Here is a 24,761-nt window from a genome sequence, read left to right as displayed (position 1 = left end):
CACGGGCATGAGCCACAAGCCGGATGCCGAACGGCCGATCCTGAGCATCATCAGCCGCCTCACCCGCAAGCGCCGGAACGCCGGCGGGCACAACCCGCCGCGGGGCCGGCAGCGGACACAGGAAGAGATCGAATGGGAGATGAGTGCCGAGGATGCCCTGCGCGTACTCACAACCCAGCACGTCACCGAAGTGAGCGGGGCCGCCGCCTTCGCGCCTCAGGGCAGTGCGGAGTTCCGTCCCCTGCGCCACCGGTCCGCCCCGGCACCCGATCCCCTGGATCCGGAAACGCCCATCGAGCCGCCGGACAGTCTGCGCATGCCCGAAACCCACCGCCCGGAGGCCTCGGGACACGCCCGGGCGGCCCAACGCATTCTGATTGCGGAAAGCCGTACGGAACTGCGCAAGACGCTGGCAGCCCTGCTCACCAAACTGGGGCTGGAAGTGATCGAGGCGGCCGACGGACGTCAGGCCCTGGCCATCCTCCGCACCACCCCCTGTGCCGTTGCCATGATCGATACCCAGTTGCCGGACATCCCCGCCGAAGCACTGGTGGCGCGCCTGCGCAAGCTGCCCGAAGGGCAGAACCTGCCCGTGGTGCTCACGGCACAGGATGATACGCGCCTGGATCTCAGCCAAAATGAATGGCTCAATATCCACCACTACCTGCTCAAACCGTTCACCCTGTTCGGCCTCTATCGCACCCTGTCGGAGTTCTGCTCGCTGAAGCAGCCGGAACGGGCCGTCCGTCATCGTGGTTCGGTGGGTGTCGTGGTGGAGAATGACAAGACACGGTGGATGCTGCGGCGCCTGCTTTCCCGTCACGGATTCCATGTCGCCATCAGCGGCCGGCCGGAGCAGCTGGAACACTGGCTGATGCTGGAGGGCAACACGCCACTGGATGGCTGGCTGGTGGAGGTGACGACCCCGGCCCTGTGTGACCGGGTGCTGGAAGAACTGGACCGCCTGAGCGATGCGCCGGTCATTACCGGCCTGCCGCTGGAGCCTGACCCGGCCGATACGGTACCTCAGGGCGAGTGGGAAAAGCGACTGGCGCGGCGAATTGCCGACCTGATCACACCCCGGACCTCACGTTCAGAAGGGATACGTGCATGAGCAGTCTGCCCGGTAGGCAAATCTGGAAAAGCGGTGTACCATTGGCTTCCGGAAATCCACAAGCCCCTGCAGTGACGCATACCATGAAATTTCTGATCGCGGACGATCACGGTGTATTCCGTTGCGGTATCAGCACCATCCTCAATGGTCTCTTCGACGATGTCGAGCTGGTGGAAACCGCCTCGGCACAGGAAACCCTGAACAAGCTGGAAGCGAGCGGTCCGGTTGACCTGCTGCTGCTGGATCTGACCTTGCCTGACAGTCAGGGGCTCGGCCTGCTGCTCGAACTGAAGCGCACCTGGCCCGCCATGCCCATTGCGGTCATATCGGCCTCCGAGGAAGCCTCCCTGATCCAGGGGGCCTTGCGTGCCGGTGCACAGGGCTACATCCCCAAGTCTGCCCCCAATGCGGTCATTGCCAGCGCCATCCAGCTCATTCTCAACGGCGGCATTTACGTGCCCCACGAGTTGCTGGCCCACGCCGAAGACGGCATGCCCCTGCCCCAGGATGTCAACCTGACGCCACGGCAGCTTGAAGTGCTGGCCTTGCTGGCCGAAGGCATGTCCAACAAGCAGATTGGCACGGAACTCAATATTGCGCCCGGCACCATCAAGGCGCACATTGCCGCCATCTTCCGGGAACTGAACGTGGTCAACCGCACGGCTGCAGTACACCGGGCACGCGAGCTGCGGCTGATCTGAACCCGCCCCGGCGCATCGGCAGGACCTTCGTTCCGCTTCGCCTTATGTATTTATTTCGCAAGCCGGGGCATCAGCCCCGGATCTGCCGGGCATCTGCCCCCTGAAGTGCACCCATGCACACCGCCCGCAGATGCGCCGGCCGGATGGGCTTGTGCAGGAGCGGATACGGACTGGATGCCGCCAGACGGATGCGGTCCGGATCCGTGTCACCGGTAATGAGCAGGCCCGGCACCTGTTGTCCGATGACCTTCTGGATTTCCCGGATGGCATCAATCCCCGTCAGATCCGGCGCCAGACGAAAATCGGAAATGATCAGCCGCGGCGGGAAACGGGTCTGCCGGCAGAACGTCAGCGCTTCCTCCAGGGTCTTGGCCAGCATGGGTTCCAGCCCCCAGGACTCCAGCAAGGCCTTCATCCCCACCAGAATGGCCGGATCATCATCCACTACCAGCACCCGCTGGCCGGGCCGGACCAGTGAATGCGGAACGGCAACCACCGGCTCGGTACGACGTGGCTTGTCACCAAGGGGAATGGCCACCTCGAAACGGGTACCCCAACCTTCACGGGAGGTCAGCCTCAGACTGTGTCCCAGCAGCTGGCAGGTACGGTTGACAATGGCCAGACCGAGACCGAGCCCCTTGGAACGATCACGCTCGGGATTGTGCAGCTGAACGAATTCCTTGAATACCTGAGACTGCGCCTCGGCAGGAATACCGATACCGGAATCCCACACCACCAGACGCACATGGCTGCGTGCGTAGCGTACCCCGACCAGCACCCACCCTGACTGAGTGTACTTGATGGCGTTGCCCACCAGATTCACCAGCACCTGCTCCAGCATCCGCGGGTCAGAATACACGTGGTAGCGATTGCGGACGATGCGAAGGTCCAGCCCCTTCTCGTCCGCTTCCTGCCGGTAGAGCACTTCCAGCCGGTCAAAGAGCCGGTCGAGGCAGAAGTGGCTGCGCTCGGGCTTCATGACACCGGCCTCCAGCTTGGAAATGTCCAGCAGGGCATTGAAGAGCTGTTTCATGGTATCCAGCGAGCGCTCCAGATTGGCGAAAATCTGCCTGCCGCGCTCCCCTTCCACATGGGGCCGCAGCGCTTCCAGGAGCAGATTCATGGCATGCAGCGGTTGGCGCAGGTCGTGGCTGGCTGCAGCCAGGAACCGGGTCTTGTCCTGATTGGCTTTCTCCGCCTCCCAGCGTGCCTGCCGGGCCTCCAGGGCCGCCATCTTGGCCTCGAACTGCTGGCGCACGAACTTCTTGTTCAGCTCGGTGATTTCCCGTGTGCGCGCTTCCACCCGTTTCTCCAGCGTGCGCCGGCTCTCGCGCAGTTCGGCCTCCACTTCCTGCCGGCGATCCAGGCTGGTCTGCATGGCGATGAGGACATGGTTGATGCCGATGGCCAGCGCATCCAGTTCATCCTGGGCCGAGAGTGCCGAACGGTAGGGCGCCAGCGACCGGGCCGGCTGGCGGTAATCCACCCGGTTCAGAAACCCGGTCAGACGTGCCAGACGACGCTGGATGCACAGATGGTACGCCAGCAGCATGCCCGCCAGCGCCCAGATCAGCACGAACAGCAGACTCTGAAGCCCCGGCAGAACCGCCTGCCACCAGAGCCCGGCGGCCATGCCGGAATGCCACTGCCAGGCCAGCACGCCGGTCTCGCCCAGCCGGCGCTCCACGGGCAGACCGCGGATCAGCCAATCGCCCACAGGACCCGCCCAGTCAGGTGCATCGACCGGATCCGGCAGCCGCTGAATCACGCGCACCGCGCCGGTCCGGACATCCTGCTCGCGCAGCCCGGCCACCGGGAGCACCGCATCGCTCAGGGTCGCGCCCAGGGCTTCGGCCGGCGTCCTCAGGATCTGCCCCACCCAGTGATCCCGCAGCACCTCCGCCTGACGGACGCCCCAGAACACGCCCGCCACCATGCCGCCCAGCATCAGCCAGACCAGCCATCCTGCCATCAGACGACGTCCCATCCTGCCCGGCACACCTGTTCTCCTGTCCTGTTTCTCCCGAACGCCCTATGTTAGCAAATTCTCCGTACGGCCACCTCGGCTATTGACCTCAGCCACCGTTGGTTTAGGCTTATCCAAAACCGGATACAGGGCCTGTCGTGATCCTCCGTTTCCTGCTCCTGCTCTGCCTTGTGCTGCCTGCCTCCGTCACCGCGGAAGAAGACGTCACGCCTGCCGATCTGCTCACGCCCTTCGAGCGCGAATGGCTGCAGCAGCATCCCAACATCCGCATGGCCGGCCATCCCCACTGGCCCCCCTTCGAAATGTTTGATGAAGAAGAAAGCTACCAGGGGATGGTGGCCGATTATGTCCGGCTGGTGGAAGAGCGGCTGGGCTATACCTTCACGCACGTCCATTACAACAGCTGGACCGACACCCTGGATGCCATGGCCGAGCATCAGGTGGATGTGCTGGCCTCGGTGGCTATCACCCCGCGCCGGGAAGGCCGCATGCTGTTTACGGACACCTTCTTCAACTTTCCCATCGTCATGGCCGTCCGGGACGACATGCCCTTCGTGGGTGCACTCGAGGAACTGGACAACGAACGCGTGGCGGTGGTGAAAGATTATGCCACGGCGGACTACCTGCTCATCAGTCATCCCAATCTGAACATGGAGTTCGTGCGCTCGCTGGAGGAAGGGCTGCTCAAGCTGTCCAACGGTGAGGTGGACGTGCTCATCAGCAACATTCCCAGCATCAGCTATCTGGTGAACCAGCTGGGGCTGAGCAACATCAAGATTACCGGCATTACCCCGTACACCTACGAGGTGGCCATGGGCGTACGTCAGGACTGGCCCATCCTCGTCAACATCCTCAACAAGGCCCTGGGTTCCATCACCGAAGCCGAACATGAGGCCATCTACAAGAAGTGGATCCGCTTCAGCTACGAGCAACGGATCGACTATGCGCTGGTCTGGCGCATCGTGGCGGTGGCCGCCATCGTGGTGTTCATCTTCCTGTACTGGAACCGCAAGCTGAGCCGGGAGGTCAGCGAACGGATCCGTTCCGAAGAGGCCCTGCGCCGCAGTGAGGACAAACTGCGTCAGGCCATGCGCCAGGCCGAGCATCTGGCCAAGGAAGCGGAAGCGGCAAACCGGGCCAAGAGCGAGTTTCTGGCCAACATGTCCCACGAGATCCGCACGCCCATGAATGCGGTCATCGGCTACACGGAGTTGCTGGAAAATGAGGTCACCGGAGAACGCCAGCGCAGCTATCTGGAGGCCATCAAGAAAGGCTCGCGGGCGCTGCTGACCATCATCAACGACATTCTGGATCTGTCCAAGATCGAATCCGGCAAGATGCACCTGGAGTGGGTGCCCGTCAATCCGCGCCGGCTCATCGAGGATATCGCCCATATCTTTTCCGCCCGCATTCAGCAGAAGGGGCTGAAATTCGACGTCGTCATCGACCCGGATCTGCCGGAAACCCTGCTGCTGGATGAAGTGCGCCTGCGCCAGATTCTCTTCAACCTGCTCGCCAACGCCATCAAGTTTACCCATGAGGGCCACATCCGGCTCACCATTGCCGCCCCGGCCGATCCTCAGGACAATCGCAGGGTGGAGCTGGTCATCACGGTGGAAGATACCGGAATCGGCATCGCGCCGGATCAGCAGCAGCGCATCTTCCAGGCCTTTGAGCAACATGAGGGGCAGAGCAACCGCCAGTATGGCGGTACCGGGCTGGGGCTGGCCATTTCCAAGAAACTGGTAGAGATGATGAACGGGCATATCGGCGTCATCAGTGCGCCCGGCAAGGGCAGCCGGTTCGAAGTGCGCCTGCATCAGGTTGCCGTCTCCGACCGGCCGGAAATCCGCCCCGTCAGTGATGAGCCGGTGCAAGTGCCGGATTTTGCCCCGGGCACCCTGCTCGTTGCTGACGACGTGGAACTCAACCGGGTGCTGCTACGCGAACACTTTGCCGGCACGCCGGTGAGGATTCTGGAGGCCGTCGACGGCGAGCAGTGCGTCAGCATGGCGCGCCAGCACAAGCCGGATCTCATTCTGATGGATCTGCGCATGCCCCGTCTGGATGGCCGGGATGCCATCCGCCTGCTCAAGTCGGACCGTCGCACACGCAACATTCCGGTCATTGCCCTGACCGGGTCTGCTGTCGCGGATGAAATGCCCCGGGTGCGTCAACTGGGCTTTGCCGATGCGCTGCGCAAGCCGGTTGAACGTTCCGTGCTTTTTGCGGTGGTCAGCCGCTACCTGCCAAAGCGCGATACCGGCAGCCGTCCGAAACATGCCAGGTCGGACAGCACACCCAAACTGTCACTTCGCCAGCTCACCGATATTCTGACCGGCCCGGTCCGGGAGGAGTGGGAAGCCATTCGTGACAGTGGCGATCTGGCCCGTATTCAGGCTTTTGCGAAGAACCTGGAGTCTCTGGCACAACAGGCAGCCGATGAACCCCTGAAAAGCTATGCACAGGCGCTCCTGAGTGCCGGGCAGCAATTTCACCTGAAAAAGCTGCAGAATAAGCTGGGTGAATTCCCCCTGCAGATCGAGCGGCTGACCCAGGAAGCCCACCCGAACTGTTAAATCCTGCAAACTTTACGTCAAACCGCGCAACATCCGCACACATTCTGTTACACACGCGCTACAATCAGGTGAGATTCACAGGCAAGAAGTGAGTGCGGACATGAAACAACTTCTCGCAGGCCTCGTGCTCCTGCTGGCGTTTTCCGGGATCACACAGGCGGAACCCGGCCCCGACAGCCGGATCCGCATGGCGCTCGCCCAGCTGGAACACATTCAGGATGATCTGTTCTTTATCGGTTATCAGAGCATTCCCGCCGCTGCGGGCGATGGTCACAGCTACATGTTGCTGGATTTCCGCTTCGAGGGTCCGGTTCCGGGCGAAAAGGACCTTTATGCCAGTATTGACCGCATCTGCCGGACGGTCCTGGCAAACCGCAATCTGGTGAGCGATCTTTCCCGGGCCGGTTACGACATGGTGTCCGTCGCATTTGACGAACGCAGCCAGTATGACTGCCTGCCCTGAATACTAGTCCGCCCTGCCCTGCAGGCGCTGGCTGAGCATCTGGTACACCAGCACATAGCCCGTGGCCAGTACCAGCGCCAGCAGGGTGCCCCGGTTCACCCCCCATACCGGATACGCCAGCGCCACGACGGTGGCGTGCGTGATCAGCGCCCCCAGCCCTGCCGGGTAGTAGCGAATGAGGGTGCGCACCGGTTGAGCGCCGTACCCCAGATGAATCAGCACGAGCATGGGAAAGAAGGTGATGGGGAAGGCGGACAGCAGACCGGCCCAGTCCTTGCCGAGCAGCCCGGCACTGCCGGTCACGGCGAGGATGATGGCGGCCGACGCCAGGGCACGGATCCCCAGCAGTGACCAGGTCAGCCGTACCGGCCGGTCGATGGCCACATCAGGGATACGCCGGAACAGGCGTGCACACAGTACCGTCAGCCCCGCCACCACCGCCACATGGAGCCACAGGGGCCCATCCAGCACCCGGGTGAGGGCCGACGCCGCCATGAATGCCGCCACGGCGGCGACAACCGTCAGTGCGACGGGCACTCTACCGGCCAGTCCGGCATACACACCGGCCATGACCTGTGCGGCCACGAAACCGTTGAGGGTAAAACGGGCCGCTTCACCGGCATAGCCGGCACCCTGTTCCAGTCCAATAAAATACAGGGCAATGGCCGTACCGAGCGGGAAGCCGGCCAGCACACCAGCCCAGCGGGTGCTGACATGCTCCGCCACCCAGCTCAGCCCCAGCACCGTGGCCAGGGTGACCAGCAGCTTGCCAGTCAGCATGCGTCGCCGTCAGGCAGCAGACCCTCCTCACGCGCGCCACGCCGGGCCTCCCGGGTCATGTCGACCACCATGCGCCTGACATCCTCCAGTGTACGCGCCGGTTCCGGCCAGGGGACCGCCAGCGTGCAGGACAGGCCATGACCGTCCACGCGCAGATGCAGTTCGTCCCGGTTCAGGCCCGTGGCCTCCACCACCAGCGGATCCGCAATGCCGCCGAAATAGCGCGCCAGACAGATCAGCGCTTCACCATGACCGGCATTCATGTCTTCCAGCCAGGCGCTCGCTGCTGCTTCGTCCCAACCACTCATGGCTCTGTTCTCCTGTTGACCCTGAACGACTATTAGACCGGAGTTGCCCGGTCAAGGCAATGGGCTTAGGATAGCGGCTTGAAGCCATGCCGGAGGCTGCAATGAAAACTGCCCTGACCACCCTGCACTGCGCCCTGCTGAGCGCCGAAAACATCCTCTACGACAAGCCGGCGACCTTTGTGGCCGTCACCGGCTGCGAGGGCGAACTGGGCATTGCAGCCGGTCATGCGCCACTGCTCACCGCACTGCCCCCCGGACACGTACGGATTGTTGATGTGCATCATGACGAACACGTGTACTTCGTGGAAGGCGGCTTTGTGGAAGTGCAGCCCAACAGCGTCACCATTCTGGCGGATACCGTCCTCCGCGCCGATGACATCGATCTGGAAGCTGCCCAGAAAGCACGTGAGGCCGCGCTCCGGCACCTCAGACAGGCCACGGACCGTTTTGACTACCCCAAGGCGGCCCACGAACTGCTGGAGGCCATGGCCCGGATTGAAGCCGTGCAGTTGGCCCGGCGCAGCCGCTCGAAACCGGGCGCCGGAAAATCCTGACCAACAGCCGGGACTGGTCTGAACGAAGAATTCAGGCTAATCTGATACGAAAGGCTGTCGCAACGGGTGAGACGTGTCAGATCTGGAGCTTGTATTTCAGGGCGAACTGGTGGAGGGCTTTACCCTCGTTCAGGTGCGCGCCAACATGGCCAAACTGTTCCGGGCCACGGATGCCCAGCTGGATCGTATGTTCTCCGGCCGCCCGGTGGTGCTGAAAAACGGGCTGGATGCGGCCATGGCGGAGAAGTTCCGGCAGATCATCGGCAAGCAGGGTGCCATCGTTCACATCCGCCGGCAGGGAGAACCCCTGCCCACCGCGAAAGCACAGTCCCCGGCCGCCGCGACGCCCGCCGCACCGGCGAGCACGGCATCGTCTGCGGCAGTCAAGCCCGGTGAATCTTCCCGGCCGGCCAATCCCTTCTTCCGCCATCTGGATGCGGCAGAAAGCGGCACCGCGTCCGCAACTGCCGGCAACGCCGACACCGGACAGGCTTCTGCTGCGCCCGCTGCCGCTTCGAAGATGCCTCCCCCGGAACACGCAGGGCACCGGCGGCCAACCCCAATGCCCTGCCGCTGGCAGGCGAGAAGGTGGATGCCATTCTGTCCGGACTGGACTGGTCCCTGGCCCCGCCAGGCACCACACTTGGCGAATCCGGCCGCAACCAGTCCCCGCCACGCCCGGTGCCCGAGGTGAACTGGTCGCTGGCGCCCCCGGGCGTGCGCCTGGTGGAACCCCGGGAAACACCCCGATTCCTGAGCCGGATATCAGCCATCTGTCTCTGGTTCCCGAGGAGCCCTCCGGCGGCCATTGACGGGCTTCAGTTCCCGCGTCGCTTTCTGGCCTGCTGCAGGATGCGCTGACGCTGCTGCGGACTCAGTTTCTGCCAGCGCTGGCGCAATTGCTGTCGTTGCGCGGGGGTCTTGCTGAGCCAGCGCTCCCGCAAGCGTGCCTTGTCTTCCGGACTCAGTGACTGCCAGCGCTGGCGCTGGGCTTCCCGTTCCGCTGGCGGCAGCGCTTTCCAGCGCTGATAACGCTCCAGAACTTGCTGACGCACGTCCGGCGGCAGCTGGCGGAAGCGTTCAAAGCGTTGCCTCAGCGCTTCCCGCCGGGCTTCCGGTAACTGCTTCCAGCTTTCATAGCGCTTCCTGAGCGCCTGACGCTGTTCCGGCGTCATGTTCTTCCAGCGATGAATCCCTTCAAGCAGCGCCTGACGACGCGCTTCCGGCAGCGTTTTCCAGGTCTCGGCCCAGGGCTTGAGCAGCGTCCTGTCCGCTTCGGGGAGGCTTTCCCACTGCGTGTCCGCAAGGGTCTGGCCTGCCAGCGCAAGGAGCAGCAACAGGATCCCGGTCAGTTTTTCAATTCGCATCGGTCTGCGCCTCCTCTGCCGGTGCCGCCTCACCCGCGTCGGGGGTGTCGTCACCAGCCAGCGATTCCAGTTCTTCCACATCACGGGGGTCGAGCCACTGGTCACCACTGGCCACCATTTCCCCCAGAAAAATCAGCATGTCCAGGTCCGGCATCTCGTCGGCGGACTCATCCGCCCGGGCCGGCTGGACTGCCTGCAGCATGAGACAGCCCCACAACACCGCGGCGGGCCACCTCATGCCGGGTTATCCCCTTCATCCGCCTCCTCAAGCAGGAGTGCTTCCGCATCCATGAGCATCAGTTCGTCCATCTCTTCCAGCAGAACCGGCTCCATCATGGCCGGCAGATCCGACGCCAGCAGTGCCAGGGTTTCACCATCCGGGCCGTCTGTCTCGCGCGCAGGCCACAGAGTGACAGCCACGGCCAGCACCAGAACGGCTGCCGTGGCCAGTCCCGCCGGCCACCATCCCCGGGGCGCCGGCCGGCTCTGCCGTACCGCCCATTCAGCGGCAGCCACGCGTCGGATACGGGCCAGTTCTGCGGCGGTTTCTGCATCCAGCTCCCGGTCAAGCCTGCTGGCCAGGGCCTCCAGCTTCGCTGATGACTGTTCATCGTGGTGGGTCATAGCCAACCCTCCATTCGTGTGTTCAGATGTTGCATGGCGCGCGACAGATGCGTCTTGACGCTGCCTTCACTGCACCCCATGGCCGCTGCGGTTTCCCGCACATCCATGCCCTCCAGCGTGCGCAGCAGAAAGGCCTGCTGCTGCCGGGGCGGCAATTCCCGGATCACCTCCGCCAGCCTGTCCAGCGCCTGCTCGCTTTCCAGTTGCCGGGCCGGATCGGGCGACGGGCCGGCCACCGCGTCGGGTCCGGGCTCAGGTCCGTCTTCCTCGTCATGGTGGCGGAACCAGTCACGCCAGCCCCCCATGATCCGGCGCACCTTGCTGCGCCGGTAGTGGTCCATGATGCGGTTGTTGAGAATCCGGTAAAAGAGCGGCTTCCATTCGTCCCGTGGCCGGTCGCCATAACGGCGCACCAAGGTCAGCATGGCATCCTGCACAATGTCCAGCGCATCCTCGCGATGTCCAGTAGCCATCAGGGCCATGTTGTACGCCTTCTTTTCGATTGATGCCAGAAACCGGTTCATGGCACTCCGTACCGGGGGGGCAATGCCCCCCATGTGTCAACGTTCAAACAGCAGTGTGATGTTGGCGGTTTCCAGCGTGTTCACCTCGCCCGTATAGCGGCCATGGCTGAACAGTGCAATCAGTTTCTGCCCTTCCGCCTGCCGGGCCGTGATCTCGTCGGCCAGATCCGTCAGGCTGTGGAACATCTGAATGCCGTGGACACCGCGTGTTTTCACAGCGTAGCGTCCTTTGCCGCTGGCGGCCAGTGCGCGCAACGTCAGGGTCTCCACCGACGTATCCAGGCCCACATCCACACCGGCCACCTTCAGGCGGGCTTCTGCCGCACCGCTCACATCCAGCACCAGTTCCGAGTCGCTGGCACTGGTGACCTGACCGCTGCTCTCGCCACTCCAGCGAACGCCCACACCGGCACCGCGGATGTCCGTGTTCAGGTCAATCACGGAAATTGCCGTGAAATCCTCTGACCCTGCCGTGCCGAAGGCGACCGGATAGCCCTTCACCTTGATGATGTCATTGAGGCCGATGGTGCTCAATGTCAGGCTGCCGGTGTCAATGGCATAGTGCGCCGGGTCGGAATCCTCACCGGACGTCACGCCCGTCCCGGAGAAATCAAAGATTTTCGCACGACGGCCGTTGATGAAGTCCACATCCACTTCCAGCGGCCCGGCGGTATTGACCCGTCCCTTGAGGGTGGTGGGCCACTGGCGAACCAGATCGTCATCTGCGGAGGTGTCCAGCACCAGATCATCCCCCGTCCCACTCAGCGTGCCGAGTGCGGTGATGCCGGCACCGACGGAAATGTCATCCGTATTGAGCAGGGTGTCGGTGGTGCCCACCCGGGTCACACGCACGTCCGTATCCAGATTCACGGTCAGATCGGAGTTGAAGACGGCATAGCCATCATCCCGGTTCACCGCAAAGCCGCGCACCCTGAGCGTGTTACCGCTGCGGCCGATGACCGTGCCCTGGACATAGTCCTTGTTGGCCCAGGGTACACTGCTGCCGGCCAGCACCTGGGTGGCCCGGAAACCCTGACCGGACGTGATAGTGCCTTCCGCCACCACCGGTGTCCGGGCATCCAGCACGGCCAGGGCACTCAGACCCGCAGCACCCTCGCTGGCCACACCATTGATTTCATAATGGGTGCTGTCATCCACCTGAATGGTCAGGTTGCCGAAATGGTGCAACCGCACGTGGAACGGACGCACCTTCAGCGTGAACTGCCGATCGTCCGTATTCACCTCTCCAAGCAGACCGCGGGCACGGTGCACCTTCTCCTCATCCAGCTCCAGATCCGCGATCAGGAAGGGCTCCACCTGCACCTTGGCCGGCGACGTGGAGACAATCCGGTTACTGGCATCCAGGTCAAAATCCACCATCATGGCTGCCGGCACACCGGGCCGGACCTTGAGCAGCTTGCCGTCATTGAAGTCGATGTGCACATTCAGCGTGGTAACGGGATTGCCGTCCGCATCCACGGCCTCGGCTTCCAGGGCCTGACCGTTTTCATCCTGAATGATGATCTCTGCATCGCTGTAGTCCAGCCGCAGCTCGGCACCGGTATAGTTGCCCACCGGTACGCTGGCAATGGTGAAGAACTCGGAAAGATCCGTATACTGGGCGAAGTCCACCCGTGTGGCATTGGGCACGGTTTCCACCGTATCGCCATTGGCGCGCGTAAGCTTCAGGGAGCTGACGGTGACGGTATAGCCGAGGAAGTCACCTTCCGCGTCCGTCAGACTGACCGTCAGGGTGCCTTCTTCCGTGGCACTACCGGAGGTGCCGGAGGTGCCGGCACTGCCGCCGCAGCCGGTGAGCAGGGTGGCGCCCAGCCCGGCTGCCATCAGCCAGCGGCTGGCTGACCAGAGTGTACGTGTCAGGGTGTTCATGATGTTCTCCTTGTTGTGTGTTCAGGTCTGAGTCGGGACACAACAGCCATTGTGTACCCTTACCAACGCACCGGCCGGCGCGCGGTTGACACAACAGGAGAAAAAATTTTCAGTTCGCCCGGGCCTGCCGGCGATAGGCCTTGGGACTCATGCCCTCCCACTTGCGGAAGGCACGGCCGAAGTTGGAGGGGTCGGCATAGCCCAGCTCCCAGGCAATCTGCTCGATGGTAAGCCGGCTTTCACGCAACAGACGGCAGGCCTGCTGATGGCGGTAGTCGGCAATGAGTTCCTGATAGGTCAGACCATATTGCTGCAACTGGCGGCGCAGCGTCCGGTCCGTGACACCCAGCTTGCGGGCCACGTCCTCCATGCTGGGCAGGGTCTCGGCAGCTTCGATCATGGCCTTGACGCGGGCCACCACGGGCGAGCGATGCCGGGCCTCCACCGCACGCAGCTCTTCCTCGCACTGCTGCACCGCCAGATTCTTGACCGCCTCGTTGGCCATGACCATGGGCAGGTCGAGAAACTCGCGCCGGAAGCGGAGCTGGTTGACGCCCATGCCGAATTCCACCTTGCCGAACTTGCGGTAGCGGTCGGCATAGGGAGGCTCCGGATAGGCCAGCAGGCAGCGGCCGTCGCGGCTGAGCTTGTCGCCGAACAGCAGACGGTTGACCGCCAGCAGGGTGCCGAACAGGGTTTCGATGAGAAACGGCGTGAGGTCGCCCAGGTTGAGCTGAACGTCAATCTGGATCACCGCATCGTCCCCTTCCTCGAAGAACCGGAAGGTGACGGGAGACAGACGTGTGCGGTAATAGCGTTCCAGAAGCTGCAACGCCACGCGGATGGACGGGGCACTCAGCGTGGCCTGCCCCAGGGCGCCATGGGTCAGGGGGGTGAGCCGCAGACCGTATTCGAGGCCCAGCGCCGGATCCCCCGTGACCCGCAGTGCATTGCGGGCCAGCGCCATGTACTGGGCATAGGTGAGTCCGTGATGATCGTCGGTCAGCATGTGGCGCTCGATGCCCGTGCCTTCCAGCAGCGCCTCGTCACTGCCCACGCGCTCGACCACCAGCTGCCGCAGGACTTCGCCGTAATGGGCAAGAATCATCTCGTCGCTGGCGGCCACCCATTTCCGGCCTGCATCCACTGTCATGCTTCACTCCGTGCCAGAGCTCAGTTAGAGCTTTTGCACTATTCTAGTGAAGCGCCTAGGCTTTACAACCTAGAATTGAACAGGATTTGTTCAGTTCAGAGCAGGGTCACCGTAAACACCAGCACGACGGACGCCCACAGCACCGCCCGCAACCCCAAGCCTTCGTCTTCTTGTGGCATCATGACATCTCTCCAGTCCGAATGCGCACAGTGTACACCTGTGATGCCCGTCTCATTTTGATGTATATCAACCCATTCCCAAACCTGTTGTCCGGAAATGACCGTTTTTAGCCGGACTGATGACCTTCTGGAAAACCAGACAAATGTGCAGAATAGATCGCGTTGATTAGTGTCTCTGAACTAGTCCGCTTCACCGGAATGGTGAACTTACCTTGCTACTTTGAGCCGCGCATTGCGCGGCTTTTTTTACTTATGAACCAATCCGGTTCATCCCCGCAGGCGCGGGGAACACGTTTTTTCCCGCGCATCGTCCAGACTCTCCACCGGTTCATCCCCGCAGGCGCGGGGAACACTCTGTCCGTTCCCTCCATCCCCATCCCGACATCGGTTCATCCCCGCAGGCGCGGGGAACACGGTCAGGCGTTTGCCGATTTCTGTCAGCTGGTGCGGTTCATCCCCGCAGGCGCGGGGAACACGCCGGACGCATCAGACATGGCCGACTGTATCGCGGTTCATCCCCGCAGGCGCGGGGAACACTCTGTCCGTTCCCTCCATCCCCATCCCGACATCGGTTCATCCCCGCAGGCGCGGGGAACACCATACTCTGCCAGCATGTGAGCCCGCGCGAATCGGTTCATCCCCGCAGGCGCGGGGAACACCTGATTTTGGGAACCAGTCCCAATCATCCGGCCGGTTCATCCCCGCAGGCGCGGGGAACACCAGCAGCAGGATGATTGTGATGGGGGAAATTGCGGTTCATCCCCGCAGGCGCGGGGAACACGCCCTGGATGCCGGTATTCACGCGAATTTCGCCGGTTCATCCCCGCAGGCGCGGGGAACACTGCGCTGATACCATTTCATTTCGATAGCCTCACGGTTCATCCCCGCAGGCGCGGGGAACACTTTTCCAGCCTGTAATGAATGTTGAAGGCACTCGGTTCATCCCCGCAGGCGCGGGGAACACTTCCCACCGCTCAAAAATCGTGATTTTCTCCGCGGTTCATCCCCGCAGGCGCGGGGAACACTGCGGGAGATTATTCTTAATCCGGAAACAAAACGGTTCATCCCCGCAGGCGCGGGGAACACTTCAAGTCCTGACGCATCGTAGCCTACAAACACGGTTCATCCCCGCAGGCGCGGGGAACACATTTAAGACAAGTCTGATGCTGGCGCTGGGCACGGTTCATCCCCGCAGGCGCGGGGAACACTTTTTCAACAACTCTAGCAACGCCTTCTATGGCGGTTCATCCCCGCAGGCGCGGGGAACACGTGTTTGCCCATCAATTCAAAAATGTTTTCTGCGGTTCATCCCCGCAGGCGCGGGGAACACCCAAGCCACGACCACTCCCTGTTTTTCAATACCGGTTCATCCCCGCAGGCGCGGGGAACACCGCCCAGCGCCTGCGCCACGCTGCCGATATAACGGTTCATCCCCGCAGGCGCGGGGAACACCACATCAGCGCCAGACACGTCCACCTCTTTCACGGTTCATCCCCGCAGGCGCGGGGAACACGACAGCTCAATATGCACCCCAAGGCGCGCGCGCGGTTCATCCCCGCAGGCGCGGGGAACACAGCACGGTCGCGTCACGGAATGACCAGACCGGCGGTTCATCCCCGCAGGCGCGGGGAACACTCTAAAAGTATACACTTGTTTCCAAATGTTTTTTTGGCCGTTGCAAAATCTACCAGCTTTTTAAAGAGCGATCAGCTTTCCTCTTGTGGCTTAAATGAAACCAGCCTCAAACCATCATAATCAACCGGCACGCGCCTGTTGCGGCCGACTGTCTGAAAATCGAAACCAGATTCCGTATTTGTGGCCCAAGCCATGGCGACATTCCCGTCGCCCACCAACTCACAGGCTTGCTGCCATATCATTTCACGAACACGCTTACTCACATCCCCCACGTACACTCCTGCACGGATCTCGAGCAACCAGATCGCCAAGCGGCCTCGGAGCCGGGGCGGTACATTTTCCGTCACCACAACTAGAAAACTCATTTATTTGCTCCGGTGGCCTGCGTCACCGATTGATGGCGGCGTGGGGATTGCCGGTGGCTGAGCATCTTCAGGTGGTGGAGGTAGATCTATGCCTCCGGCGGCCAGAACCTCCTCAATAGTGGGAATAATTTTTTTGAGAAGTCCGGTTGAGCGAAAAACATCCCGGCAGGCAATCCGGACTTCCTGATCAGGCAGGCGAGGTGCCTTTGCCGCAATTTTAAACGCAACGGGCACAACGGTTTCAAATTTGAATAAATCTGCTATGTCATAAACAAATGACAAAGGCTTACCACTATGCAGAAAACCGATTGCCGGGGCATAGCCCGCCGCAAGCACTGCCGCTTCGGTAACACCGTAAAGACATGACGTTGCGGCACTCAAACATTGATTGGCCACATCGCCTGCATCCCAGTTTTTCGGGTCATAACGTCTTCCCTGCCATTTAACGCCATACTGTTTGGCCAGCATTTCGTACATTTTCCGTACGCGGGCACCTTCAATACCCCTTAGCTGATCCACGCTTCGCCTTTCCGGTGCCGGTTCTCCAAACCGGATTTCAAACATCTTTCGGACTACTTTCAGACGAAGCGTTTCATCCAAAGCCAGTTTTGCCTGGTACAGCAGCTTGTCAGAGCGGGCACCGCCAGGCTGGCCAGCGGAGTAGAGACGTACTCCGGCTTCACCTACCCAGATCAACAGCGTGCCAGTCACGGCCGCAAGCTTGACTGCAGCGTGACTGACGCGTGTACCCGGTTCGAGCATGATGCAGGCAACCGAGCCCACCGGGATGTGCTTGCGCTCACCATTTGCCTCATCGACAACAACAAATGCACCATCCTTTACATCAATGCGCCCGTAGTACACGAAGATCATTGATAGCCTGTCTTTTATCGGCAAAGGTTTAATGGGCGGCAGCGGAATACTTTTAGCCATGAGCCAACCCGGTCACACTCGTCTGACCAGCATCAATCCACATCCAAATGCCTTGGCAGGGCCGATCCCTGTCATCAACATGTGAGTGAACTTGTCTGCATCCCTGACCCGCACTTCTCCTGAAAGATCGAGTGAGCTGAAACCAGCGGTGCGATGCTTCTCCGGCAAGGGATGCCAGCGATAACCACTCACTTCCAGTGCTGGCAAGCCTGACTTACCCATACCCACTTCAAAACCGTGGTTGGCTGCCTTATCCTGCCACCACTTGAGAACACGCCGGGATTCAGCTGTTCTCATCGCCCATTGAAGAAGTGCTTGTCTGCCAAGCCGGGCCTCAAGCCTTTCAGCATATGGCCCCTGTGCCACAAAGTGGCGCCATTCACTAACCAGCTGGTCCGTGGCATAATCCAGAATGCGTCTGATGCGTATCTTTTTGGCGCCATCGTCCTGCAAGCCGAGTATATCCAACTGATCCTGAATCCACTGGTGTTGGGCATCCATGACGATATCGTGCCGTACTACCCGGGACTTGCCACCGGATTGATTCTCTCCGGTTCGGCGGGACACAACTGCGTTTACGCGAAGTTTGAATGCCAGTCGATCTCCTTCGGCCAACCTGGGCGCATAGTGCTTGGTTTGAATGTCGAAAAGCGGGTTTTCCTGTGGTGGCGCAGCAGAGAGCACATAGTAAACAGGATCACCCTTTCTGCCACTCGCTGATCGTGGGCTGTTTCTTCCATCCTGCTCCGCGGCGACTTCTTCTCTGAACAGAAAATTTCGCTTGCATTCCGTAGCGTTGTTATCCGAAAACAACCCCCAAAACAAACGATGCAGCCCATATCCACTTCTGTCTTTAAGTAGCAGTCCCAGCTGCACTGCCTCGACTTCAGGACGCAGCCGTATACGTGAAAGATACATTATCTGCTCTCCATGGCTTTCATCCAGTGGAATTCTTTGCGCGGCTCAAACTGCCAGCGCTGCCTGGACAAGGGTTGATCAAGGCGCCTGAGCTCCCGCACCTGCGTACGATCAAATTGGCCACCATCAGAAGAGAAATCTTCAATACTGCCCTCCCAGTAATAATGCTGAACAGTATCCGGTGGCAGCCACCGTTCATCACTGCACCAGGGCCGCTCGTCCATCAACAAATCTCCGGGCTGGTATTGCTCAAATGCTTCCAGAAAACCATCAGCCTGCACAATCTGAGGATTCAGGGGCGCTGCAAGCGGACACGACTTTCTGCCCAGATATAAGTGGAACCGCGGTTTCAGGAGTGCTCCCTTCAATTTTGCGAGGCTCCATGGCGCAGCAGTTCCGGCGGCCAGTGCAACAATCGCCATTGAGTCCGTTCGATATTCACGTGTGGACAGGACTGTGCCAAGACGATGCCGCCCCACCACCAGCTCATCTCGCCGGGTTTTGTAGGAGAATTTACCCGCAGAGTCAGGCGCTTGGGCCGTATGATAATCCCGCATCAACTGGCCTGTTGCGTGCATTCTGACAGCAAACCGATAGCTGGCGGCAAGCATCGATTGATTTTCTTCATCATCTCTGCCCAGACCCAAAGCAGCCCCAAGGAGCCCCACCAGAGCTGATTTGGATGGTTTGATATCACTGTGACGCATTTCGCCTACCGCGATTTCACCCCAACTGGCCATTGGCCCATATAACCGAAATAACAGGTATTCCATACCCACCTCCCGGCCTAAGCCTGGTTAGCCGCGGGCGCCACAAAGTTCAGCAGGTCAGGAAGCGTGCCTTCTGCATCCACCACATTCAACTCATACCGGTCATCTGCACAAGGTCCGTAGACTTTATCGAAGTTTTCAGCCTGCTTCTTCAGAGCAGTAATGGCGTCTCTGGCAAAATCATCACTCACTCGCTGATCTATGGGTTTCAGGTATGCCACAGACAATGAGCGAGGTTGTTGCTCACCTTTCTCGGCCAGTACAAATGAAGCATAAGCTCTGGACGCAAAGCTGTTTTGCTTGCCGCTGGGAGAAACTTTCACCGCAGCCTCAGTGAGCGCACGAATGGCCTTGTCTGCCAGCACCACATCGCCATCAAGGTTTTCAATGAGCTGATCCCGGTTAATACAGACATAACTGTAGAACAACCCCGCAGCGAAGCCCGCCTCACCGATATGTGCAGCGCCTGCATCCTCACTGTGATCATTCAGGTCATCGACCGCTGTAAAATAGTCGTCTTCTATAGTTACCGGGTGAACTGAAATTGCATGAGCGACCTGGCAGGCTGCCTCAACATTGAAAGAAGGTTTGGAGGCCAGCATCCTGCCAAACAAGGCAATATCCACTGCCCGGCTTTGACTTCTGAGCAGGTCCAGTTCTTCCTTTTCAGGGGCTCGGTCTTCATCAATCAGTTTTTCGACTAACTGGTCAACCGCTTCAACCTCTTCGGGCGCCAAGTGCACGAGCTGCTCTATCTCAAGTTCATTCAGCGGGTTCTTCTTGTCTTTTTTGAGCGCGCCGAATTCACCTGCTATTGCTTTTGCCCATTCCAGTGCTTTCTTTTCGTTCACCCCCCGGGAAACCATGCGCTCATAGATCTGTGTGCCCAAACGTTTGGTACGTGTTCCGATATGACGCCCCATGGCCTCCTGAAAAAGATCAGACACTCTCCAGTTGCGCTTGAGACTTTGCGAAGATACGCGCAAACGATCCACTCCACCCATTTTTGCAGTTTTCGGGCGGCCGAGGTCATCCCGATTGAGATTGGCGGGCGGATAGGCAGTGAGGATGTGAAGTTGAATGAACTGTGTCATGGTATGTTCTCCTTAACGTTGATTTAGTCTTTTAAAGTTGTGTAGTAGTCGCTTGCCCAACGCACAGCCAACCGTTTGGCTGGCTCCCGGTCCACAATCCTGCGGTACTCCTGCATCCAGTGAAGAATGCCGTCAGCTATAGAGAGCACATTTACCCGCCCTCCCAACAGGGCAATTGCGCGGTGGATACGCCGGTAAAACTCGTCCGGATCCCTGCTTTTCTGCAGTTGCAGAAACCGCAGTTCACTCATTGCAGCCTTGGTCGCGGCCCCACGCGGACTGGCAAGTGCCTGAGCAAAGCTGAGCGCAGAGTCATTTTCTCTGACGTGCGATAGTGCCGCCGCCACGATGGCAGAATCAAGCAGCCTCCCGGGATTGTGCCAACTATCGGGCATTTGTTTAAGAAAATCAGAAAAGGCAGACGTCAGCAGTACATCATCAGGTTTTGACGCTCTGCGAAGGATTGCCCTTGCTCCCCTGTTTTCGCCCAGCCCCTTCCACCAATTCATCAGGGCTTCACGGTCCTCGGGGCTCTTGAGTTGGTATAAGTCTGTCATGCAGCCTCTCCGTCCTTAGCAGTGAATGCTCTGAGCACTTTCAAATGCTTGGAGCTTCTGAGTTTGGTTTTCAGTTCATTCCGGGACCTGATGACCCGCTTCATGTCCACTTCATCGTCATCTCCTTCGAGCGACCAGTGGTCAAAGATGTTCACCGCCGTCTTGCAAACCGTCCGGTACCAGAAAATTGCCGGTTCAGCCGGCATGACACCCGGAACATCCAGGTCATTGGCTAACATGCCAAGGCAGCGGTAAAAATCAGCTTCCGTTTGCGCCCAAAAGGACAAGGGGATGACTGACATATCACCTTTAACCTCTTTGGGGCGCTTGAACCAAGCAGCTTTAACACTATTCCTGAGCAGATCAGCAGCATCCCTGGCTGCATCAATCAGAACCGCTACGCGATCAACAAACCGTTCACGCTTGTCTTCCGGCACCCTGATTACGGGTATCAGGGATTCATACCAGCAACGCGCTTTCATGTTGTCCATGTCATAACCAAAACACCATAACCGGGCCAAACTGGAAGGGGATACATCCACAGCTCTTTCATCATTGAATCTCTGCACCACCAGTGCAGCCTGATCGCCCGTTGATGTATCCTGCAGCGTGAGCCCAAGCCACTGACGATAGCCAATACCACCGGGCTGCCCTTTCAGGCTTAGCGGGGGATTCTTGTGGTCGGGATCGAACCGGTAGGGCGTGAGTGGGTGGACCCAGGGGCCTTCGTAGTTGATGCCAAAGTTTTTAGTTCGGAAACGACTGACAATCTGACTGGAGGCCTTACCGCAAACAGCACACTCAGCGTCTTCAGCAGTCATGAATTCCAGACGAATCCTGCGTGGCATCGCCCAGTACATCTGAAGCGGTGACGCATCCCCGGGCAAGGTGGGTTTTCCACCCTTGTCCGATACACGTGTGGGTCCGAGCCATGGAAACACGGAGCTATCACAGGGTGCGTCCGTCACATCCAAGCTCTCGGATTCCAGCACATTCAGCCAGCACTTTCGCCAAAGTACATCATCCTCTTCCGGTATGACCAAGGTCGTCAGCGGACCACCTCCCCGTAATCCCACACGATGACCTTGCCCCCCGGAAGGGGCGTTAATCTGCAAAGTGAAAAGCGCCGTCGCTGCGCAACCCGGACAGAATCCACCGTCAGGCAGCCCTTTCACAAAGTGGGCCAGATTATCCCGGCGGGTCTTTGCTCCCGGTGCATCAATCAGAAGTGCCTCGACAGGCTTACACTCCCCCTCGGGCAAATCATAGTCCTGCATAAATGCGGGAGCTGAATCGTTATTCAACCCGAAGGCTGGCCTGAATGCCTGAAAACGCTCCTGTAAATCTGCCGGGGCTGGTGGCGCCTCCCAGTACCGCAACCAATCGTCATGATCTTCCGGGGCAAACGCTGTCTGCAACAATCCAATCAGAAACTGGTAAAGTGCTCCCTGAAAATCAGCCCGGGGTGCAGCAAGCTCCATAACCGGGTTATCCGTCTCAGCGATCTGGTCGGGTCGAATCGTGCAGCGCGTCCCATCCTGCCGGATTACAGGTATCCAGGCATCCTCAATCAGGTTCATGTGTCCATCCTCCTGGGTTCCAGCCCCCTGCATTGCTATAGAGGCTCTTCAATTCAGTCGTCAATGGCATTATTTCGCACCAGCGCAAGGCGGGCTGTTCTGCCTTCAGTTTTTCAATCTTGTGATTCAGCGTGTCGGGTATGCTACCTGCGACTTGTTTCCACTGTCTTTCTGGCAAGCTTAACTGGCTAAGCGACCAAGCGTGTCGCTTTACATTGGCGTAAGGGACTAATTCATCATTTTCATATCTGGCCAGTGCAACCGTAACACTGGGTGACTCTTCCAGCCGGGTCGGAATCCGGATTTCATCATCCCAACAACCTGCCTTCCGCGTGTAACCCATGTCCAGTCTCAGGCAATTAAACTCTGCCATGCTTTGCCGGCTGCGATCCGTCCCTTCTGCCCTCCACACCAACTCCAGAAGATCTTCCGGGATCAGTGTCTGAGCAGAGTCACTATAAACTCCTTCGATCAACTTTCTCGCGTCATCAGGCATGCGATAGTACGACTTGCTGAATAGTACATGAGCCGTAAGCCAGAGCTGGCCTACATGCTGATAAACAGCCTGCGTACCGGGGAGCAAGATTTTGAGCCAGTCAGGACTGTCAACTGTGGCCGGATCCGGGGACAGTACATACAAGGTCGGCTCCGGCCGCTCATCCTGTCCCGTTGGCGACGGGTTTCCTCTTGCATCCCTTACGTGGCGGTGCAGTCGGCCCGCCCGCTGAACAATCAGATCGATCGGCGCCAGATCCGTGATCATCAGGTCAAAGTCCAGATCAAGGCTTTGTTCAACCACCTGCGTTGCAATCAGCACCTGCCCTGGTCGTTCTGCGGCTCCTGCTGCCTTGCCAAAGCGCCGGATCACGTCTGCTTCAATGCGCTGCCTGTCAACCATCGCAAACCGACTATGAAACAGCGTTGTTCGTTCAGTGCCGCATATGCCTTCCTGTATCAACTGCCGATAACTTGTCAGCGCGTCATTCACGGTATTTCTGACCCAGCAAACAGCCATGCCTGCCTTCACGGATTCACGGATCAGCTCAAATGCACATTGTTCACTATCCAGACGACGAACCTGGATACGGCGTTTCAATTCTGGCCGGGTTTCAAGTTCAACTTCACGTAAGCCGCCTTTACCCATGTGAGTTAATAACGGGTATCCTGTATGTTGGATTTCTGGTGTCTCGCGGCCCAGTCCCTTGCAAAAACCTGCCAGCAGCTCTGATCTGAATTGCTGAGGCAGAGTCGCGGACAGCAATATGGCACTCCCACCCTGACGCGCATGGGCCTCGAGCAGACTGGCCAGAAGCCGTCGCATATAGGGGTCATAAGAATGGACTTCATCCACCAGCAATACTTTATCGCTGAGCCCCAAAAGCCGAAGTGACTGGTGCCTTGCCGGCAACACTCCGAGTAACGCCTGGTCAACGGTACCAACCCCTACATCAGCAAGCAGCGCTTTTTTCCGGTTATCTGCCAGCCAGTAGCTGCACCATGCCCCCGCACTCTGTTCGTGCTCCTTGTAATCGGCTTCCGGTCTCACCGGATTCATGATGACGGACTCGGTAAACCGGTCGTCCAGCATGGCCGCACCATGTGCCAGAATCAGGGAGGGTGTTTGGTCAGGAGTGTACAGTGCCCGATAGCTTTGCCTCAGTCGATCGTACATGGCATTCGCAGTTGCCATGGTTGGCAGCCCTACGTACAGGCCCTTCCCGAGCCCCGCCGCCATCAAGCGGTGTACCAGTACCATGGAAGCTTCAGTCTTGCCGGCCCCGGTCACATCTTCGAGTATGAAAAGCTGTGCCCCCTCCCCTATCGGGATTTCATGCGCCATGCGTTGAAGCGGTGTGGGTGTTTCTATAAAAGGGAATTGCTGAGTAATGCCTTGGTACTCAGATACCCGGACAGTGCCCCACCGTGAAAGATTGATCGCCCGCGGTGCGGTGGGGCATGCGACTTCTCTCCAGTATTCAGGCAGCAGCATCACATCTGACCGATAAGTAAAAATATCCTGATTCGAGCCCAGCCAGTCGCTAAGTACTGACAGTCCGGCCAACTGCCATGACACACGCCTGAGCACTTTTTCATCAACACCCTCCAAAGGCGCCAGGTCTGGCCGCCACCAGTCGAGCAGTTCCTTAACGTAGGCTTCGGCTGCGTCAACGTCTTCGGGGTGGAAATGGGCATCAAAACCCCGGCGTTCACGCAGGGGTGGCTCGCCATGATGCCCCGTCACGACCTCCAACCATAAATCAGGTATTCTGCTCCCCAGATTTTTTGACAGCTTTTTCCGCCATAAGAGCAAACCAAGACTGTCATGCCGGATGTCGTAACAAAATCTCTGATCTGCCGGCACCAGACTACCTGTTTTCTCCGGCACAAGATTCTGGAAGCCTCTCGCGAACTTACCCAGATCATGGAACATCAGGAGAAATGCAAACCAGTGGCGGAGCCATTCCGGCTCCACGCCCAGCTGAGATGCCAGTCTCCTGCATAACGGTTTCGCAGGATCAAGCAGCAGCCAACCTACTGCGGCCACATCCAGACTATGAAATGCCAGAAGATGGAACTGGCGACTTTCGTCTTTTGAACACTTCCCCCAGTATTTGAAATAGGCGGGCACTTCAACCATGAATATACCCCGGGCTGGGTGAGCCGGAAATGTGCACGGATGAGTTTC

General features: G+C 59.5%; 23 protein-coding genes and 1 CRISPR repeat array. Of the genes, 6 read left to right on the top strand and 17 right to left on the bottom strand.

What is annotated here, in order from left to right; translation table 11 throughout:
- Positions 1–7: 7 nt before the first annotated feature.
- Complete coding sequence (locus AAIA72_RS13745; protein ID WP_369600874.1) at positions 8–1,114, top strand: response regulator; 1,107 nt, start codon at positions 8–10, stop codon at positions 1,112–1,114.
- A gap of 83 nt (positions 1,115–1,197) precedes the next feature.
- Positions 1,198–1,815 carry a response regulator gene (locus AAIA72_RS13740; RefSeq protein ID WP_369600873.1) on the top strand — a complete coding sequence of 206 codons (618 nt, stop codon included), beginning with the start codon at positions 1,198–1,200 and terminating at the stop codon, positions 1,813–1,815.
- A gap of 70 nt (positions 1,816–1,885) precedes the next feature.
- Here the strand turns inward: AAIA72_RS13740 and AAIA72_RS13735 are convergent, their stop codons facing one another.
- Positions 1,886–3,802, bottom strand: coding sequence for a hybrid sensor histidine kinase/response regulator (locus AAIA72_RS13735; protein WP_369600872.1), 1,917 nt, complete (start codon positions 3,800–3,802; stop codon positions 1,886–1,888).
- 137 nt (positions 3,803–3,939) lie between these two features.
- Here AAIA72_RS13735 and AAIA72_RS13730 point away from each other — a divergent pair, with 137 nt between their 5' ends.
- Both AAIA72_RS13730 and AAIA72_RS13725 read left to right on the top strand, forming a co-directional pair.
- Positions 3,940–6,381, top strand: a complete 2,442-nt coding sequence (locus tag AAIA72_RS13730) for a transporter substrate-binding domain-containing protein (RefSeq protein WP_369600871.1) — start codon at positions 3,940–3,942, stop codon at positions 6,379–6,381.
- 100 nt (positions 6,382–6,481) lie between these two features.
- Positions 6,482–6,844 carry a hypothetical protein gene (locus tag AAIA72_RS13725; RefSeq protein WP_369600870.1) on the top strand — a complete coding sequence of 121 codons (363 nt, stop codon included), beginning with the start codon at positions 6,482–6,484 and terminating at the stop codon, positions 6,842–6,844.
- A 3-nt stretch (positions 6,845–6,847) separates the two neighbouring features.
- Here the strand turns inward: AAIA72_RS13725 and AAIA72_RS13720 are convergent, their stop codons facing one another.
- Together AAIA72_RS13720 and AAIA72_RS13715 are read right to left on the bottom strand one after the other, a co-directional pair.
- Positions 6,848–7,624 carry a hypothetical protein gene (locus tag AAIA72_RS13720; RefSeq protein WP_369600869.1) on the bottom strand — a complete coding sequence of 259 codons (777 nt, stop codon included), beginning with the start codon at positions 7,622–7,624 and terminating at the stop codon, positions 6,848–6,850.
- Positions 7,618–7,932, bottom strand: coding sequence for a DUF2470 domain-containing protein (locus tag AAIA72_RS13715; protein WP_369600868.1), 315 nt, complete (start codon positions 7,930–7,932; stop codon positions 7,618–7,620). Before AAIA72_RS13715 ends, AAIA72_RS13720 begins: the two co-directional genes overlap by 7 nt.
- A 101-nt stretch (positions 7,933–8,033) precedes the next feature.
- On the opposite strand from AAIA72_RS13715, the gene AAIA72_RS13710 reads away from it, so the two are divergent.
- Positions 8,034–8,486 (top strand): F0F1 ATP synthase subunit epsilon, encoded by a 453-nt coding sequence (locus AAIA72_RS13710; RefSeq protein ID WP_369600867.1) that lies wholly within the window; start codon positions 8,034–8,036, stop codon positions 8,484–8,486.
- A gap of 73 nt (positions 8,487–8,559) precedes the next feature.
- Entirely contained in the window at positions 8,560–9,180 is a 621-nt protein-coding gene (locus AAIA72_RS13705) for a hypothetical protein (RefSeq protein WP_369600866.1), read from the top strand.
- Between the two features lie 124 nt (positions 9,181–9,304).
- Here the strand turns inward: AAIA72_RS13705 and AAIA72_RS13700 are convergent, their stop codons facing one another.
- The 14 genes from AAIA72_RS13700 to cas3 form a co-directional block, all read right to left on the bottom strand.
- Positions 9,305–9,853, bottom strand: coding sequence for a DUF3106 domain-containing protein (locus AAIA72_RS13700; RefSeq protein WP_369600865.1), 549 nt, complete (start codon positions 9,851–9,853; stop codon positions 9,305–9,307).
- Positions 9,843–10,091: a hypothetical protein gene (locus tag AAIA72_RS13695; RefSeq protein ID WP_369600864.1), complete on the bottom strand. Its 249-nt coding sequence runs from the start codon at positions 10,089–10,091 to the stop codon at positions 9,843–9,845. The genes AAIA72_RS13700 and AAIA72_RS13695 overlap by 11 nt, the downstream gene beginning before the upstream one ends.
- Positions 10,088–10,477: a hypothetical protein gene (locus AAIA72_RS13690; protein WP_369600863.1), complete on the bottom strand. Its 390-nt coding sequence runs from the start codon at positions 10,475–10,477 to the stop codon at positions 10,088–10,090. Before AAIA72_RS13690 ends, AAIA72_RS13695 begins: the two co-directional genes overlap by 4 nt.
- Positions 10,474–11,001: an RNA polymerase sigma factor gene (locus AAIA72_RS13685; RefSeq protein WP_369600862.1), complete on the bottom strand. Its 528-nt coding sequence runs from the start codon at positions 10,999–11,001 to the stop codon at positions 10,474–10,476. Before AAIA72_RS13685 ends, AAIA72_RS13690 begins: the two co-directional genes overlap by 4 nt.
- 36 nt (positions 11,002–11,037) lie before the next feature.
- Positions 11,038–12,891 (bottom strand): DUF4382 domain-containing protein, encoded by a 1,854-nt coding sequence (locus tag AAIA72_RS13680; RefSeq protein WP_369600861.1) that lies wholly within the window; start codon positions 12,889–12,891, stop codon positions 11,038–11,040.
- A gap of 109 nt (positions 12,892–13,000) precedes the next feature.
- The gene (locus tag AAIA72_RS13675) at positions 13,001–14,044 is read right to left on the bottom strand and encodes an AraC family transcriptional regulator (protein ID WP_369600860.1); all 1,044 of its coding nucleotides are present in this window, start codon (positions 14,042–14,044) and stop codon (positions 13,001–13,003) included.
- Positions 14,045–14,486: 442 nt separating this feature from the next.
- A CRISPR array of direct repeats spans positions 14,487–15,858; the repeat unit is 29 nt; unit sequence CGGTTCATCCCCGCAGGCGCGGGGAACAC.
- Positions 15,859–15,929: 71 nt separating this feature from the next.
- The gene (cas2e, locus tag AAIA72_RS13670; protein ID WP_369600859.1) at positions 15,930–16,223 is read right to left on the bottom strand and encodes a type I-E CRISPR-associated endoribonuclease Cas2e; all 294 of its coding nucleotides are present in this window, start codon (positions 16,221–16,223) and stop codon (positions 15,930–15,932) included.
- Positions 16,224–17,156, bottom strand: coding sequence for a type I-E CRISPR-associated endonuclease Cas1e (gene cas1e / locus AAIA72_RS13665; protein WP_369600858.1), 933 nt, complete (start codon positions 17,154–17,156; stop codon positions 16,224–16,226).
- Positions 17,157–17,168: 12 nt separating this feature from the next.
- Entirely contained in the window at positions 17,169–18,074 is a 906-nt protein-coding gene (gene cas6e, locus AAIA72_RS13660; protein ID WP_369600857.1) for a type I-E CRISPR-associated protein Cas6/Cse3/CasE, read from the bottom strand.
- Positions 18,074–18,847: a type I-E CRISPR-associated protein Cas5/CasD gene (gene cas5e, locus AAIA72_RS13655; RefSeq protein WP_369600856.1), complete on the bottom strand. Its 774-nt coding sequence runs from the start codon at positions 18,845–18,847 to the stop codon at positions 18,074–18,076. The genes cas6e and cas5e overlap by 1 nt, the downstream gene beginning before the upstream one ends.
- 14 nt (positions 18,848–18,861) lie before the next feature.
- Positions 18,862–19,938 (bottom strand): type I-E CRISPR-associated protein Cas7/Cse4/CasC, encoded by a 1,077-nt coding sequence (cas7e, locus tag AAIA72_RS13650; RefSeq protein WP_369600855.1) that lies wholly within the window; start codon positions 19,936–19,938, stop codon positions 18,862–18,864.
- A gap of 23 nt (positions 19,939–19,961) precedes the next feature.
- On the bottom strand, positions 19,962–20,495 hold the full coding sequence (casB, locus tag AAIA72_RS13645) for a type I-E CRISPR-associated protein Cse2/CasB (RefSeq protein WP_369600854.1): 534 nt from the start codon (positions 20,493–20,495) through the stop codon (positions 19,962–19,964).
- Positions 20,492–22,075 carry a type I-E CRISPR-associated protein Cse1/CasA gene (casA, locus tag AAIA72_RS13640; protein ID WP_369600853.1) on the bottom strand — a complete coding sequence of 528 codons (1,584 nt, stop codon included), beginning with the start codon at positions 22,073–22,075 and terminating at the stop codon, positions 20,492–20,494. The genes casB and casA overlap by 4 nt, the downstream gene beginning before the upstream one ends.
- Positions 22,062–24,713: a CRISPR-associated helicase Cas3' gene (gene cas3 / locus AAIA72_RS13635; protein ID WP_369600852.1), complete on the bottom strand. Its 2,652-nt coding sequence runs from the start codon at positions 24,711–24,713 to the stop codon at positions 22,062–22,064. Before cas3 ends, casA begins: the two co-directional genes overlap by 14 nt.
- Positions 24,714–24,761: the final 48 nt, after the last annotated feature.

The organism is Thermohahella caldifontis, assembly GCF_041153465.1.
Taxonomy (GTDB): domain Bacteria; phylum Pseudomonadota; class Gammaproteobacteria; order Pseudomonadales; family Oleiphilaceae; genus Thermohahella; species Thermohahella caldifontis.
The sequence above is the reverse complement of the archived record's forward strand: the minus strand, read 5'-3'. Positions and strand labels throughout refer to the sequence as shown.